Consider the following 14,815-nt stretch of genomic DNA (forward strand, 5'->3'; position numbering starts at 1 on the left):
AACTATATAGATCAGGATCTGAGATCTTTTAAACCTTAACTCAAAACGTATACATGCCTCTGGTATTGAAGACTATCATTTTATCTTTCTGTTTAAGCCTGTTTACACTGGGAGCTAATGCTACAGAATACTCAGTATTTGTAAAGAATAATCTGAAAGGACTGGTAGATAATGAAGGAAATGAGATCATACCTGCCGAGTATGATGACATCGGATGGTCCAGGGGGTCAACGCATGTGGTAGGAAGGGTAATCGGCTATAGAAAGCGTAACAACTGGGGACTGATCAGTACTAAAAATGAAAAGCTTACCCGGGCAATTTACAGTTACCTGGTGCCGTTTGATAAGCAGTTAATTATTGCCGGTATCAGAAAAGACGGCACTAACCGCTCTACTTATTTCCTTATAAATGAAAGCGGCAAGCCTGTAAGTAAACAGCGATACGACTACCTGGCCGCTGCGGGAAATCGGCTGATCGCCGCAAATAACAGAGGGAGAGGACAGCTATTCGGCTTGGTAGATGCCAAACAGAGAACCCTTATCTCTTTACAATTTTCTGATATCAGTTACCTCGGGGCCTCTCGTTATGCAGTAACAACTCAACCAAATGCGGTAGCACTCTATGATGCTGACGGAAATGACCTGACAGGCCCATCCTTTCAGTTTATCAACCCATTCGACGGTACACTGGCCGAAGCAGCAAAAGATGGAAAATTAGGTCAGATAGATACCGGCGGAAACATTGTAATTCCCTTTGCTTACCGCCGCATGAAACCTGGAGAAAATACAGGCATGCCCTTTCCTGAGTGGAAACTGCTAACCGGACAAAATGAGCTACTGGCTACCGTCAAATACGACTCTGTAATACCAGCAGGCAAAAACCTTTACCGTGCAAGAAGTCTTAAAGGAGAGTTAATCATGAACGGTAGTGGCAAGGCCCTTACAGATTATTGCTCCTGTCACATAGCCAGCGTATATCCGGAATATGCTTTGGTCAGACGCGATGATAAATATGGGCTGCTGGACCGGGAGGGTACCTGGGTGCTTCCTCCATCATATGATTCCCTCATAGTTGGCAAGGATTTTTATCTTGCCTCATCCACCACGGCCACCCGCCTTACCCAGTGGCATATGCTGGACGAATCAGGCAAAGAGTTATCCGAGTATGGGTACCAGACGATGATTTATTCCGAAAGCGGCCTTATACCGGTAAAAAGACGCAACCTGTGGGGCTATATAGACCGGAAAGGCAAGGAAGTGATCCCCGCTATTTACCAGAAAGTGGAGCCCTATCGCTTTGACATGGCCGTAGTGGACTATATGGGGGCACAGGGAGTGATCGATCGCGACGGCGAATGGGTCATTTCTCCCAAAGAAGGCCGTGTGGACATCCTTTCTGAAAATCGCTTTTTAGTAAAAACCCGATGGGGGAATCACATCTGTGATCGGCATCGCAGACCAGTCTATGAGACAGAGCAGCAACTGAGCCCTTTTGACAGCCTGCATTTGCTGGCCACTACTGATGAGGGAAAAGTTGGCTTGCTCGACTTTTCCGGAAACATGGTTCTATCCACCATGTATGATGCGGTGTCACCGCTGATGCAGGATACGGTATATATATTTGATAAAGGGGAAAAGCGTGGCCTGCTTAGTAAAAGCGGAAAAGTGATGATTCCCATCGAAAATGAGTTCGAAGAGTTTCATGACATGCACGATGACTTCTTCGGCGTGCGAATAGGCGGAAAGTATGGTTTCGTCGATGTAAATGGTGATCTGCGTATCGCTAACAGATACGACAGCATTGGCCACTTTACGGAAGGCATGGCTCCTATCAAGCTACTGGGTCGCTGGGGGTATGTAGACAAAATCGAACGCTTGCTGGTCCAGCCGCTTTATGATGAGGCTTACCCCTTTCATGATGGGATGGCCATTATCAAAATGAAAGGCAAATATGGAATGATCAATAAAGAAGGTGACCGCGTCATAGAGGCTAAATATGATGAGATCCATCGTGGACCCAGTGGCAGAATCGTCGTACGTCTGGGTGACCGTTACGGCCTCTTCAGTTCGAGCGGTGAGACTCTTATCATACCTAAATATGAAAAGATCACAGACCTCCCGGGGGAGTATGTGATTATTCGCCGCCATGGTAAGTATGGTGTTACGACAAAAGCAGGCCGTAGTACCATCCCCCCCATTTATGATACCATCACTTATGATGACATTAATGAAATATTCCTCGCTGTCACTGAGCCTGAGTGGGAAAACCTGCCCAATCAGGAGGGTGAGTAAAGCAGTTACTCTTTAACAGGAAACAAAAAAGGTACTGTTATAGATTCCAAGTTTAATTGGAAAAAAGTATTTTTAAGTCTGAAGGAAGTTCTCTAGTTAGAACTATCCAGTGTAGCTTCGGTCTTTATAGCTGAAGCTACTTCTTTTTTGTACCCTTCAATGTATTCAGAGTCATTCTTCCAAAGTGTGTAGATCAAAGCCAAGAGCTTTCTTTGTATGGCTACCTGGCCAATCATTTTGGATGGTTTTTTCTGAATGATTCTCAGGTAAGTAGATTTTAGGCTTGGGTTGAATCTACAGCTAACCATAGCAGGGAAGTAGAGCGCATTTCTGATATAGCGGTTGCCCTTTTTAGATATTCTAGTCTTACCCTTGATAGAGCTCCCTGACTGCCTTTCTACCACATCATACCCTGCATAGCTTACCACTTGCCTGATGCTTTTAAAATGCTCAAAACCCAGGGTTTCGGCAATAATGGTTGCAACTGTGATGAGGCCTACCCCTTTGATAGTCAAAACCTTTCTAACTTTTGCGTTAAGCTGAGGCTCATTGGCGATAAGTTTTTCAATACTCGTTTTACACACCTGTATTTGCTTATCTATAGTCTTGATCAGGCTACGGTTGCTCTTCAATATGATAGACTGTACCTCATAAGCGGCCTCCTTACTGTGTTTGATATTGTTGAGTGCTGTCTTTGTTTCCTGGAGCTGTACATAATAACGAGTCAGGTTCCTTAGTTCCAGCAATACTGGTGAAGGCGGAGCCCAGATCTTATGTTTCCTTTCCACACCAAAACGGCTAAGAATCTTTGCATCCAAAGCATCGGTTTTAGTCTTTATGTTGAGGCTTGAAAAGTAATGCTTAGAGGTATTAGGAAGCACTACATGCACTGTCTGCTTTAGCTTATGCAAATGATAGGCAAGGTTTTCGTAATAAACCCCTGTAGCCTCCATCAAATACACTGTTTCTACTGAGCTTTTGCATTGCTTCCGCACCCAGCGGAGCAGTTGATTAAAGCCACTTTTGTCATTCTTGAAATGCCTTGTCTCACTGAAGTGATGATCATGAGTATCTTCTAAAAAGCAGATGCATACTGCAAAGGTTGTCTGGGAGATGTCGATACCGACACATTGTTTGATGATAGTCATAGAAAAAGAGGTTAATCGTATTGACTAATTCTTCTTCGTCTATCCTTTTAGTCTTATCCTTGCTCGTTTTTCACGGCATTAAGTACTGTTCAGACTCTAAAGAAACAATGTGTACGGGCCGGTCCTTTTTTACGATATAGCATATAGCTTATCTAGCTGCCTTACGCCTCGTACACCAGGTCAATACTTCATGTTTAACACAAAATACAAACCCTTATTCAATACAGCACCTAAAATAAAAGCTGCACACGGTAAGGTGTGCAGCTTTTATTTTATACTCTGAGCAATACTTATTTCTTATTGCCTTTTTCTCCTCCTTTAGAGATGGATTCCCGCATGCCTGTATCAGCCTGGATATTCTCCATCTTGTAGTAATCGAGCACGCCCATATTGCCACTACGAAATGCTTCAGCCATAGCCTTCGGTACTTCTGCTTCTGCCTCAATTACCTTAGCGCGCATCTCCTGGCTTCTGGCTTTCATTTCCTGCTCCGTAGCTACCGCCATTGCACGGCGCTCCTCGGCTTTAGCCTCAGCCACTTTCAAGTCAGCATTCGCCTGGTCTATGGATAGTTTCGCACCGATATTGGCTCCTACATCCACATCGGCAATATCAATGGAAAGAATTTCAAAAGCCGTACCGGCGTCCAGGCCACGCTGTAGCACCAACCGGGATATCTTATCCGGGTTTTCCAGTACTTCCTTGTGCGTACCGGCAGAACCAATTGAGGTCACAATGCCTTCACCTACCCTGGCCAGGATGGTATCCTCACCGGCACCCCCTACCAGGCGCTCGATATTTGCTCTTACGGTCACGCGGGCCTTGGCCACAAGCTGAATGCCATCACCAGCCACCGCAGCCACATTAGGTGTATTAATCACCTTGGGGTTAACGGAGATCTGGACAGCTTCAAATACATCACGCCCGGCAAGGTCAATGGCTGTGGCCTGCTTGAAGGTAAGGTTGATATTGGCTTTGTCTGCAGATATAAGCGCTCTGATGACATTAGGCACATTACCACCAGCCAGGTAGTGAGTCTCCAGGTCATTGGTAGTCATATGCAGGCCTGCCTTAGTAGCAGTAATCAGCGACTCTACTACTACCCTTGGGGGCACACGGCGGAAGCGCATACCTATCATAGAGCCAAGGCTTACCTTAACTTTACTGAATATGGCCGTGATCCAGAGGCTTACAGGGATAAGATAAAAGAACAGGTAGATGAACAGGAGTACAACTACACCTATTCCAATGAGGGTTAATAGGTTCATAAATTCTTGTTTACTGGTTCCACAAATATGGTATGGTTATCAATCATAATAACTTTAATCTTTTCGCCGCGGTCCACATAACGGCTGTGGGTACGCACTTCATACGTCTTACCGAAAAACTCCGCCGTACCGTAGGGTCGCAGGTTAGAGACCGCCTGTCCTTCCTCTCCCAGGGTGATTACAGGCTTGTTGTCTTCATTTACCCTGCTGTCATTCACATCTTTCAGCGCCAGTTTTTCCCAGGTCTTTTTCCTGAATCCGTAAATAACTGCCAGCACCACACCGGCAAGTACTACCATAAGCACCAGCGAACCCACGAGGGGCCCATAAGTCATAAACGAAAAGACAGCCGCAATGACCAGCGCACCTATGCCTCCAATCCCGGCAAACCCCACTCCCGGCGTCAGAAAAATTTCTACCGCTACCAGGAGCAAGCCTGTAAAGATGAGTAAGGCAATGGTTATAGCCATATAAGTAGTTTAAGACTTAAAAGCCGGCCTAGTAGGCACGGGCAAATACTACCCTCCTGCCCGAAGGCTTGCCTGAGTAGATACAAGCTCCTTCTTCCTCCGGTGCTTCAAGAGGTATGCAGCGAATAGTGGCTTTGGTTTCTTCTTTTATTTTTTCCTCTGTCTCAGCAGAGCCGTCCCAGTGAGCCAGGATAAAGCCGCCTTTTTCATCCAGCAGAGCTTTGAACTCATCATAGGTATCTGCCTTACGGGTATTTTCCTCCCTGAAGTCAAAGGCCTTCTTATATATGTTTTGCTGGATATCTTCCATCAGCCCTTTAACATGAGCTACAAGGTCATTTTCCAGGCTAAAAAAAGATTTCTCTTTTGTATCACGGCGGGCCACTTCTATCGTATTCTTCTCAAGATCCTTAGGTCCGATTGCAATGCGTACTGGCACTCCCTTTTGCTCATACTCAGCAAATTTAAACCCTGGTTTATGCGTATCGCGATCATCATACTTCACAGAGAATCCGGCATCCTGCAGTTGCTTCTTCAGCTCATTCGCCTTTTCGGATATGGCAGCCGCCTGTTCTTCACTTCTGTAAATAGGCACGATCACTACCTGTATAGGGGCTAGCTTTGGAGGTAACACCAGACCATCATCATCAGAATGTGCCATGATGAGAGCTCCCATAAGCCGCGTACTGACTCCCCATGAAGTTCCCCACACATGCTCCAGTCCGCCGTCTTTAGTGGCGAACTTAACATCGAATGCTTTAGCAAAATTCTGTCCAAGGAAATGGGAGGTACCCGCCTGCAGTGCTTTGCCGTCCTGCATAAGCGCCTCAATGCAATACGTATCCAGGGCACCGGCAAAGCGTTCGCTTTCCGTTTTCACTCCGCGCAATACAGGCATGGCCATGAACTCCTCTGCAAACGTAGCATATACGTTCATCATCTTAACAGTCTCTTCTATAGCTTCTTCCTTGGTGGCGTGTGCCGTATGCCCCTCTTGCCACAGAAACTCAGCCGTACGCAGAAATAAGCGGGTGCGCATCTCCCAGCGAACCACGTTGGCCCATTGGTTCACAAGCAAAGGCAGGTCACGGTAAGACTGAATCCAGTTTTTGTAGGTGCTCCAGATGACCGTTTCAGAGGTAGGCCTGACAATAAGCTCTTCTTCGAGCTTCGCGTCCGGGTCCACAATTACTCCGCTGCCATCCTCGGCGTTTTTCAGCCGGTAGTGTGTAACCACAGCGCACTCCTTCGCAAAGCCTTTGACGTGGTCTGCCTCACGGCTCAGATAAGATTTAGGAATAAACAGTGGGAAATAGGCATTGGTGTGCCCTGTATCTTTAAACATCTTGTCGAGAGAAGCCTGCATTTTTTCCCAGATAGAAAATCCGTAGGGCTTGATAACCATACAGCCACGCACCGCAGAGCTCTCTGCCAGGTCCGCCTTCTTTACCAGTTCATTGTACCAGGCAGAATAATCTTCACTCCTCTTTGTAATTCCCTTACTCATCTATCGAAAAACCGTTTCTTTGGTATGAAATTTGTTGCTATAAAGATAGAAAAACCATGACAAATATAAGTTTTTGTCGGGTTTCTCAATCTATTTACATAGATACACGTTAGTTTTATAGTAAATAGAAGCTTATTTTATATGCTTAGAATACCTCTACCGATATGAAAGCCCTTAACATAATTAAATTCTCTCTAATACTGGCTTCGCCGCTGACATTGTTCAGTTGCGCCGGGGATCAATATGCCCGGCAAAGCTCGGACGATTTGTATTTCAGCAGAAGCGACAGAAAAGTTTACGATCAATATGAGGAAGAATATGCCTCATCATCTGTAGGTTACTCAGAAGACTACGCAGCTAACCGTGAAACGGACCTGGATTACGGGGACGAAGAATACACGGCGCGTGACGTGAATCCTGAGTACATAGCCAAGTACAGAAAACAAGGCGAGGACAACCTCAGACAGGAAGAGCAAGCTTCTGACGAAGATATATACTTTGAGGAAGAGTATGACCAGCAGAACACCACCTATAGTAACTATACCGGTGGCAATGCATACTCACAGCCAAATAACTGGCGTAACAATGGCGCCTGGCAAAACAACCCCTACTATGCCGGATACAATCGCTATCCCGGCTGGAACCCTAGCTTTAACAGTGGCTGGAATTTCGGCATGCATAGCGGATGGGGCCCATACGGAAGTAACTTCGGATGGTCTATAGGATACAACTGGGGTAACCCCTACGGTTTTAATGACCCTTGGATGAACCCTTATTATAGCCGCTTCGGATGGAATGACCCCTGGATGAATCCATACCGTGGCCGTTGGGGCGGATGGGGATATGACCCTTTCTTCAACTCATATTATCCTGTAGCCTACCGTCCTTACTATCCTACCCGCCAGGTAGTGATCGTGAGGCCTTCAGAGCCTGGATTGAGCGGAAACGTACGCAGAGTTGACGGATACAGAGGCTCACGTAGTAATACAATGGGCGTATCTAAAGAAAATACAAGGACCAATCGCAGGATCAATCCTGAGCCTTCTTCAGTGGATAATTCCAACGAAAACAGGATAGTAACTCCTGATCGTTATCAATATAGCAGAGAAAGAGGCGAGGAAAGCCCTAGGAGCCGTAGCCGTTCATCAGAGATGAATCGCAGCAACAACCGCTCTAACCGCGCTGTATCGCCCAATAATAACTCTAATAGAAGCAATACTTATCAGCGTAGCCGGAATAACCGAAGTAATAGCGGTACCTACCAGCGTAGACGCTCGAATAGTAACAGCAGCGGTGGTGGAAGTGGAACTTACCAGCGCAGCAGAAACCGCAGCAGCAGCGGCGGAGGTGGAGGCTCTACATTTAGCTCACCTAACAGAAGCTCATCCGGTAGCGGAAGCTACACCCCAAGCCGCTCAAGAAGCAGCAGTGGCAGTAGCGGATCTTCCGGTGGCAGCCGCTCACGCAGCAGAAGAGGCGGAGGAGGAGGGGAATAACCTTCCTCCCCCTCCCTTTCACGTCGGTAATTCCCTTTTCCTATTTGCCTTAATTTTTTTGAAATGAAGAATATTAAAAAGCTTATGATCATAAGCCTGGGAGTCCTTTGCCCGGTGCTGGGCATGGCCCAGGATGTGATCGATAATGCCTTGACATTTAGCAATACCAGTTCATGGGGTACGGCCCGTTCGAGAGGCCTTGGAGGAGTAGGTTATTCATTTGGAGGCGATATCAGCACCATAAACCTAAACCCTGCAGGCCTGGGCTTCTATAACCGCAGCGACTTCAGTATCACTCCTGCGGTGGATTTCCTTGATACAGATGCCAATTATCTTAACAACTCTTCTAATGCAAACCTGAGCCGGTTCAATATCGGTAACATTGGCGTGGCGATTAACAGTGCAGACCTGGGAAATGGCTGGTACTCTGGCACGTTTGGATTTAGCGTGGATCGCATCAATAATTTTAGCCGGGATATTGCTTACAGCGGCCTTAATCCGGAAGATAGCTTTGTGGAATACGCCTACTTCGGTGCCCTGGATGGCGAGGATAGCTACCTGATAGATCTGGCATTTGATACGTTTATACTTGAAACCGTTACCAATAGTAACGGCGACCAGGTGGACACAACTTACATTGCACCTCCCACAGAAGAATTTCCTGTACAACAGTCCGAATACATTGAAAGACGCGGCGGGCAGTATCGCTATTCACTAGCCTACGGAGCTAACTATGAGGACAAATTATATGTAGGTTTAAGCGTAGGCTTTCACTCAATAGACTATGAGCAGCTACGTACCTACTCAGAAATACATACTGAAACAGAGCTGGATCAACTCACGCTTACTGAGTATCTGGACATTCGCGGTTCAGGAGTTGACTTCTCAGCAGGCATTATTTACCGCCCGATAGAGTCGCTAACCATTGGGGTAAGGGGTAAAACACCTACATGGTATACTATCGAAGAAAACTTTGAAACGACTCTAATCGCTGACTTCCTTTTCCCAACGCAGGAGTCGTTTGACCAAACTTACCTTTTTAACCCCTATGAATACAATCTGCGTACTCCAGCGGAGATTGGTGGTGGTGTAACGTATTTCTTCGGTAACTATGGCTTTTTATCAGTAGATGCTGATTATAAAAACTATTCATCCATAAACCTTTCAGGAGCAGGGGCCGATCCTTTCAGATTTGAAAATGAAGAAATAGACCTGATCGCACAGAATGCACTGAATATCAGAGCTGGGGGTGAAGTAAGGTTAGACCCGTTCCGTATCCGGCTTGGATATGCCCACTACGGAGACCCTACTGAGGGAGTGGATGACCTGGACCGTTCACGTACTGAGTTTAGCGGAGGGGTAGGCTTCAGGGCAGAAACATTTTATGTTGACTTTGCTCTGACTCAAACCAATTATAACTCGGCCATAACTCCTTATCCTTTACCTGAAACGCTGAGTAATAACTTTGCTACTTTTGAAAACAAGCGCCTTACAGCTTCAATTACCGCAGGTTTTACTTTCTAAAAACTTCTGAGAATTTCCTCAGCCACCATTTCAGGGCTTTTACCGGTGGCAGCTATGATATGCCGGGCTCTCTCGTAGTAGGGAACCCGGTTTTTTAATTTATCTGAAAGAAGCTTAATAAGCTCTTCCCCACTATGTTCTTTAAGTAAAGGCCGCTTCTCCTTCCCTTCTTTTTCCAGACGCTTGAAAATCTCAGCAGGATCTACCTCAATGTAGATAATGGCACCGCTCGTCTGCATTACTTCTATATTATTATAAAAGCAGGGGGTGCCTCCTCCACAAGCAATAACGGAAGTAGGATATCGTACGACTACCTGCCTGAGCACTTCGGCTTCTTTCCTTCGAAAATAGTCCTCCCCTTTTTCACTAAAAATTTGAGTGACGTGCATTCCGCATGCGGCCTCTATCTGGTCGTCAAGGTCTATAAAATCAATTCCCCATTCCCGGGAAATAAGTTTACCGGTGGTGGATTTTCCACTACCAGGCATGCCGGTCAGAAAGGTTCGCCTAGGGTTCATATCAGCTTAGTCTTACCCGGGGATCTAGCAGGGCATATACAATATCCACGAAAATGTTAATGACCACAAAGACGAGAGCGATGAATAATACAGCTCCCATAACTACAGGAAAATCAAGGCTCTGGACAGCACTGATAGTTACGTAACCGAGGCCTTTCCAGTCGAAGATATATTCAACGAAGAAGGCACCCGCCATAAGGGAGGCCAGCCAGCCGGATACGGCTGTAATCACAGGGTTTAGTGCATTTTTGAGGGCGTGTTTGGTAACCACCTTATAAAAGCGAAGCCCTTTAGCCTGAGCGGTACGTATGTAATCCTGGCTCAACACCTCCAGCATGGAGCTTCGGGTGAGTTGTACTATTATCGACAATGGCCTGATACCAAGGGTAAATGCAGGCAAGATGAGGTTTTCCAGATGTAGCTCCCTGCCATAAATAGCATCATTCACCCATAATTGTCCGGTTAGGTTCAGGCCGGTATAGTCCGCGAGATAGTAACCAAAAATCATGGCAATGATAATAGCACTCACAAAGGAAGGCACCGAGATACCTAGCACCGATGTTGAAACCAGAAAATGATCCCAGAAGGAGTTTTGGTAAAGGGCAGAAATAAGCCCGAACATAACCCCTAATGCGGTGGCAAGTACCATAGCCGCAATGGCAAGCCAAAGCGTAGCCTCTACATTTTCAAGAATAACCTCTCCCACCCGGCGGTTTGTCTGAAAGCTTCTGCGCAGGTAGGGGGCCTTAACTACCAGTACGTCATCACCACCCACTCCGAATAGGATGGTGTATTCATATTTCATTTCGTTCTCCGGCGTATCCTCATGAACAGAAACAGGCGACAGGTCATTAAGGTACCGACCTAATTGCACCATGAGGGGCTTATCCAGGCCAAGCTCTTTTTTAATCGCCTCCTGTGTGGAGATATCAGTCCGCTGCCCCGCCATCATCGCTACCGGGTCTCCCGGCAGGGCATGAAACAGGAAGAACACGACCAGGACAACTCCTAAAACAACAAGGAGTCCGTAGAATAAACGTTTAAATATGAATTTTAACATTAAATCAGCTTTACTTACCTGGCCGCCAGCCTGTTTATTTCAGCTACGGAGGGAAGATCATTGTAATGCCATTTACCTTTAACCGTTCCCTCATCCAGCAACACTATTCCCGGGTTAGACCTGATAATGGTTTTCAATACGGTGGCATCAGCAAAATAATAAGGCACATTCAGCCCTTTTTCTTTGAGAAATGAGTCCAGTTTCTGTCCGCTCGTTGAGGTAAGGATGACAGGCTCAATATTAGCAGGCAGGCGGGCTAGCAGACTCTTGATTTCCTCCAGGCTCTCTGCATCAGTCTTGTCAGTATTGTACATGATAAATGCCAGCTTACTGCCAACAAAGCTTTGCTCTGTAAAATCGCCTTCGTCATTCCACAGATTATAGTCCGTGATTTTAGCCTGCGCTTCCGGATTGAGCAACTTCATTTCCTTGAACTCATATGCCGGATCCGTAGGATAGTCCCTGAAGGCCTCCTCTTTACCATCCTTCACCATAATGTACTCGTATTGCAGTGGTTCGCTGGCCTGCATATCAGTAGGGATGCTGGTGCCCACTTTATAAGCGCGGAAGTCCAGGTAAGGCAAGTGCTCTACCGCGTAAATGGCAATACCTACACAAACGACGGTAACTCCAAGCATGACAAAGTCCGCAGCCTTGCTTTTGTTGAAAGTAATTCCTTTACGTCCACCGGCATATAAATAAAGAGCCATGATGAAAATAAGGATAAGCAGGATCACATCTTTTGAGAAAGATTCCCAGGGGGTAAGCTTAATCGCATCTCCAAAACAGCCACAGTCGGTGACCTTATTAAAGTAAGCGGAATAAAATGTGAGGAAGGTAAAGAAGACAATGGTAAGCATAAGCAAAGCCACTGTGATCCGCAGTCTGTACTTTATAAGGAGAGCCACGCCAAGTATCACCTCTAACACACACAGAAAGATACTCAGGGGTAGTACATAGGGCACAAAGGCGAGGAATAAATCGCCAAAATCTTCTGCAAATACGTGGAAATATTCCTCCAGTTTAATGGCAGTACCAACCGGGTCATTGATCTTAATAAGCCCTGAAAAAATAAAAAGTCCCCCTACCAGTATCCTGGAAACATTGAATATAGCTTTCATTCTTTTTCGTCTTTCATTTGGATAAGCGCAAACACGGCATAGTTAAGCATATCCTGGTAATTAGCCCTTACACCTTCCGACACAATGGTTTTTCCCTGGTTATCTTCGATTTGCTTAATGCGGAGAAGCTTCATCAGGATAATGTCCGTAATAGAACTTACCCGCATGTCACGCCATGCCTCTCCATAGTCATGGTTTTTATTAGACAGAAGCTCCAACGTATCTTCCGCGGCCTTGTTGTACAAATCAATTGCTTCTGCCACTGGCAGTTCCAGGCGGGTATCACCTTCAAGTTGCAATTGCATCATCGCAATAAGGCAATAATTGATGATGGCCATGAACTCACCCTGCACATTATCTGCTACTTTTTGCTTTCCCTTTTCCTGGATAGAGCGTACGCGGTTTGCCTTAATAAATATCAGATCCGTCACGGAAGGAAGACGTAAAATACGCCAACTGGCTGTGCCGTAATCGCTGGTTTTCTTTTCGAAAAGTTCTTTGCAGGAGCTTATGACTTCCTTATATTCGCTTACCGTTTGGCCGACCAATTTTTATCTGGTTTTTAGTTGAATTTATGCCCTCCGAGCCGGTTTTGGACGCGAAAGATACACCATTTTACCAAAAAAAAACACTCAACCTCCGGGGAAAACTCACAGGTACTGAGGCACCTTTGGTAATGGGAATTGTGAATGTAACACCCGATTCCTTCTATACCGGTAGCCGGGTAAACGAGGAGAAAGACCTGCTGCTTAGAGCTGAACAAATGCTGACGGATGGGGCAAACATTCTGGATATAGGCGGCTATTCCACACGCCCGGGCGCCCAGGATATTTCACCTGCAGAAGAAGAAAAAAGGGTTGTAACGGCCGTTAAAGCCATATATAAGGCTTTTCCCCAGGCGGTAATTTCGATAGACACCTTTCGGGCAGAGGTGGCGAGAAAAGCAGTAGAAGCAGGCGCAGCTCTGATCAATGATGTAAGTGGCGGAACGTTGGATGAAAGGATGTTTGAAACCGTCGCACAACTATCTGTTCCTTACGTGCTTATGCACATGAAAGGCACTCCCCAAACCATGAAATCGGAAGCTAATTATCAAAACCTTTTGGAGGAGATAATGAGTTATTTCAGCGAGAAGGTTCGCGTTTTGACTCGCATGGGTGTAGCCGATATTATTCTGGATCCGGGCTTTGGGTTTGCAAAAACCATCAACCATAATTTTGAATTACTTAACAAGCTCGAACATTTCCATATCTTTGGACTGCCATTGATGGCAGGGCTATCTCGTAAATCTATGATCCACCGTACTCTTCAGGTCACCCCGGAAGAAGCGCTGAACGGAACTACTGTGTGTCATACCATTGCGTTGATAAAAGGAGCTTCTATCCTGCGGGTTCATGATGTAAAGGAGGCTTCGCAGGCTATTAAACTGGTGAGATCGACAATTAATTGATGCTAACGTTTGCTATCAGCATAGGATTTCTTAATGTCACCTGGGTAGATTTTATAGATATCACCCTGGTAAGCATCCTATTGTACCAGGTGTACAAGCTGATGAAAGGCAGCGTGGCGGTAAAGATCTTTATCGGGTTTCTGTCTCTCTACCTCATCTACCTGGTGGTTCGTGCAGCGCAAATGGAGCTGTTATCCAATATTCTGGGTCAGTTTATGGGTGTGGGTGTACTGGCCATGATCATTCTTTTTCAGCAGGAGATCAGAAAATTCCTTCTACTCATCGGCAAGACAACCATTTTCGACAGAGAAAACCTTTTCAAGAGCTTCTCGTTCCGCCGGAATCAGCCTGTAGAAAACGTTAATATCACCCCCATCATTGAGGCGTCAAAGTCCCTGGGTGGGAGTAATACCGGAGCGCTTATAGTCATCTCAAAAAGCTCCGAACTAAAGTTCTATGCTGAAAGCGGAGACTTACTCGATGCACGAATAAGTAAGCGCCTGCTACTCTCCATATTTAACAAGTACAGCCCTCTCCATGATGGAGCGGTTATTATACATGAAGGAAAGATAAAGGCGGCTCGCTGTATACTCCCTGTAACGGAGCGTGAGGACATCTCCGCACAGCTAGGCTTGCGCCACCGGGCAGCTATCGGCATGTCAGAAGTGACCGACACCCTGGTGTTGGTGGTCTCTGAAGAAACCGGGCAAATGTCTATCGTGCATGATGGTCGATTACATCATAACCTTTCGGCCCCGGAACTCAGAAAAATGATCAATGAATACCTCTTCGAAGAGCGTGCCAGTAAAAAAAGTCGCAAGGCTAAGGAAGAAGGTACAGAAGAAGATGGTACAGTTAAGAGCAATGAAGAAAAAGAGCTCAATACGACGTCTTCCTGATTACCCATTCCCCCAAAAAAACCAAAAGGCCGCTCTACCAGGTAGAGCGGCCTTTTGGTTTTC

General features: G+C 46.1%; 13 protein-coding genes. 5 read left to right on the forward strand and 8 right to left on the reverse strand.

What is annotated here, in order from left to right:
• Positions 1–53 precede the first annotated feature (53 nt).
• Positions 54–2,291, forward strand: a complete 2,238-nt coding sequence (locus tag AB9P05_RS06295) for a WG repeat-containing protein (protein WP_371907962.1) — start codon at positions 54–56, stop codon at positions 2,289–2,291.
• A gap of 92 nt (positions 2,292–2,383) precedes the next feature.
• On the opposite strand, the gene AB9P05_RS06300 is transcribed toward AB9P05_RS06295, so the two are convergent.
• From AB9P05_RS06300 to proS, 4 genes are all read right to left on the reverse strand, one after another.
• Positions 2,384–3,439 carry an IS110 family transposase gene (locus tag AB9P05_RS06300; RefSeq protein WP_371907963.1) on the reverse strand — a complete coding sequence of 352 codons (1,056 nt, stop codon included), beginning with the start codon at positions 3,437–3,439 and terminating at the stop codon, positions 2,384–2,386.
• 290 nt (positions 3,440–3,729) lie between these two features.
• On the reverse strand, positions 3,730–4,707 hold the full coding sequence (gene floA / locus AB9P05_RS06305; protein WP_371907964.1) for a flotillin-like protein FloA: 978 nt from the start codon (positions 4,705–4,707) through the stop codon (positions 3,730–3,732).
• Positions 4,704–5,177 carry an NfeD family protein gene (locus AB9P05_RS06310; protein ID WP_371907965.1) on the reverse strand — a complete coding sequence of 158 codons (474 nt, stop codon included), beginning with the start codon at positions 5,175–5,177 and terminating at the stop codon, positions 4,704–4,706. The genes floA and AB9P05_RS06310 overlap by 4 nt, the downstream gene beginning before the upstream one ends.
• 28 nt (positions 5,178–5,205) lie before the next feature.
• Entirely contained in the window at positions 5,206–6,684 is a 1,479-nt protein-coding gene (gene proS / locus AB9P05_RS06315) for a proline--tRNA ligase (protein WP_371907966.1), read from the reverse strand.
• 164 nt (positions 6,685–6,848) lie between these two features.
• Here proS and AB9P05_RS06320 point away from each other — a divergent pair, with 164 nt between their 5' ends.
• Together AB9P05_RS06320 and AB9P05_RS06325 are read left to right on the forward strand one after the other, a co-directional pair.
• Positions 6,849–8,180: a hypothetical protein gene (locus AB9P05_RS06320; RefSeq protein WP_371907967.1), complete on the forward strand. Its 1,332-nt coding sequence runs from the start codon at positions 6,849–6,851 to the stop codon at positions 8,178–8,180.
• A 63-nt stretch (positions 8,181–8,243) separates the two neighbouring features.
• A complete protein-coding gene (locus AB9P05_RS06325; RefSeq protein WP_371907968.1) occupies positions 8,244–9,704 on the forward strand; it encodes an OmpP1/FadL family transporter in 1,461 nt (486 codons plus the stop codon).
• Here AB9P05_RS06325 and AB9P05_RS06330 read toward each other — a convergent pair.
• From AB9P05_RS06330 to AB9P05_RS06345, 4 genes are read right to left on the reverse strand one after another with little or no spacing between them, the layout of a single operon-like run.
• Positions 9,701–10,222, reverse strand: coding sequence for a shikimate kinase (locus tag AB9P05_RS06330; RefSeq protein WP_371907969.1), 522 nt, complete (start codon positions 10,220–10,222; stop codon positions 9,701–9,703). The two genes, AB9P05_RS06325 and AB9P05_RS06330, sit on opposite strands and share 4 nt — an antisense overlap.
• A gap of 1 nt (position 10,223) precedes the next feature.
• Positions 10,224–11,282: an ABC transporter permease gene (locus tag AB9P05_RS06335; RefSeq protein ID WP_371907970.1), complete on the reverse strand. Its 1,059-nt coding sequence runs from the start codon at positions 11,280–11,282 to the stop codon at positions 10,224–10,226.
• 14 nt (positions 11,283–11,296) lie between these two features.
• Positions 11,297–12,403: a BT_3928 family protein gene (locus AB9P05_RS06340; protein WP_371907971.1), complete on the reverse strand. Its 1,107-nt coding sequence runs from the start codon at positions 12,401–12,403 to the stop codon at positions 11,297–11,299.
• The gene (locus AB9P05_RS06345; protein ID WP_371907972.1) at positions 12,400–12,951 is read right to left on the reverse strand and encodes a DUF1599 domain-containing protein; all 552 of its coding nucleotides are present in this window, start codon (positions 12,949–12,951) and stop codon (positions 12,400–12,402) included. The genes AB9P05_RS06340 and AB9P05_RS06345 overlap by 4 nt, the downstream gene beginning before the upstream one ends.
• Before the next feature lie 128 nt (positions 12,952–13,079).
• Between AB9P05_RS06345 and folP the strand changes: the two genes are divergently transcribed.
• Both folP and cdaA read left to right on the forward strand, forming a co-directional pair.
• Positions 13,080–13,853: a dihydropteroate synthase gene (gene folP, locus AB9P05_RS06350; RefSeq protein WP_371907973.1), complete on the forward strand. Its 774-nt coding sequence runs from the start codon at positions 13,080–13,082 to the stop codon at positions 13,851–13,853.
• Complete coding sequence (gene cdaA, locus AB9P05_RS06355) at positions 13,853–14,752, forward strand: diadenylate cyclase CdaA (protein ID WP_371907974.1); 900 nt, start codon at positions 13,853–13,855, stop codon at positions 14,750–14,752. Before folP ends, cdaA begins: the two co-directional genes overlap by 1 nt.
• Positions 14,753–14,815 lie beyond the last annotated feature (63 nt).

This window comes from Roseivirga sp. BDSF3-8, assembly GCF_041449215.1.
Taxonomy (GTDB): domain Bacteria; phylum Bacteroidota; class Bacteroidia; order Cytophagales; family Cyclobacteriaceae; genus JBGNFV01.

Bases quoted from the DNA above. Each gene is read 5' to 3' on its own strand.
- AB9P05_RS06295 (WP_371907962.1), top strand. From the start codon at position 54: ATGCCTCTGGTATTGAAGACTATCATTTTATCTTTCTGTTTAAGCCTG.
- AB9P05_RS06300 (WP_371907963.1), bottom strand. From the start codon at position 3,439: ATGACTATCATCAAACAATGTGTCGGTATCGACATCTCCCAGACAACC.
- floA (WP_371907964.1), bottom strand. From the start codon at position 4,707: ATGAACCTATTAACCCTCATTGGAATAGGTGTAGTTGTACTCCTGTTC.
- AB9P05_RS06310 (WP_371907965.1), bottom strand. From the start codon at position 5,177: ATGGCTATAACCATTGCCTTACTCATCTTTACAGGCTTGCTCCTGGTA.
- proS (WP_371907966.1), bottom strand. From the start codon at position 6,684: ATGAGTAAGGGAATTACAAAGAGGAGTGAAGATTATTCTGCCTGGTAC.
- AB9P05_RS06320 (WP_371907967.1), top strand. From the start codon at position 6,849: ATGAAAGCCCTTAACATAATTAAATTCTCTCTAATACTGGCTTCGCCG.
- AB9P05_RS06325 (WP_371907968.1), top strand. From the start codon at position 8,244: ATGAAGAATATTAAAAAGCTTATGATCATAAGCCTGGGAGTCCTTTGC.
- AB9P05_RS06330 (WP_371907969.1), bottom strand. From the start codon at position 10,222: ATGAACCCTAGGCGAACCTTTCTGACCGGCATGCCTGGTAGTGGAAAA.
- AB9P05_RS06335 (WP_371907970.1), bottom strand. From the start codon at position 11,282: ATGTTAAAATTCATATTTAAACGTTTATTCTACGGACTCCTTGTTGTT.
- AB9P05_RS06340 (WP_371907971.1), bottom strand. From the start codon at position 12,403: ATGAAAGCTATATTCAATGTTTCCAGGATACTGGTAGGGGGACTTTTT.
- folP (WP_371907973.1), top strand. From the start codon at position 13,080: ATGGGAATTGTGAATGTAACACCCGATTCCTTCTATACCGGTAGCCGG.
- cdaA (WP_371907974.1), top strand. From the start codon at position 13,853: ATGCTAACGTTTGCTATCAGCATAGGATTTCTTAATGTCACCTGGGTA.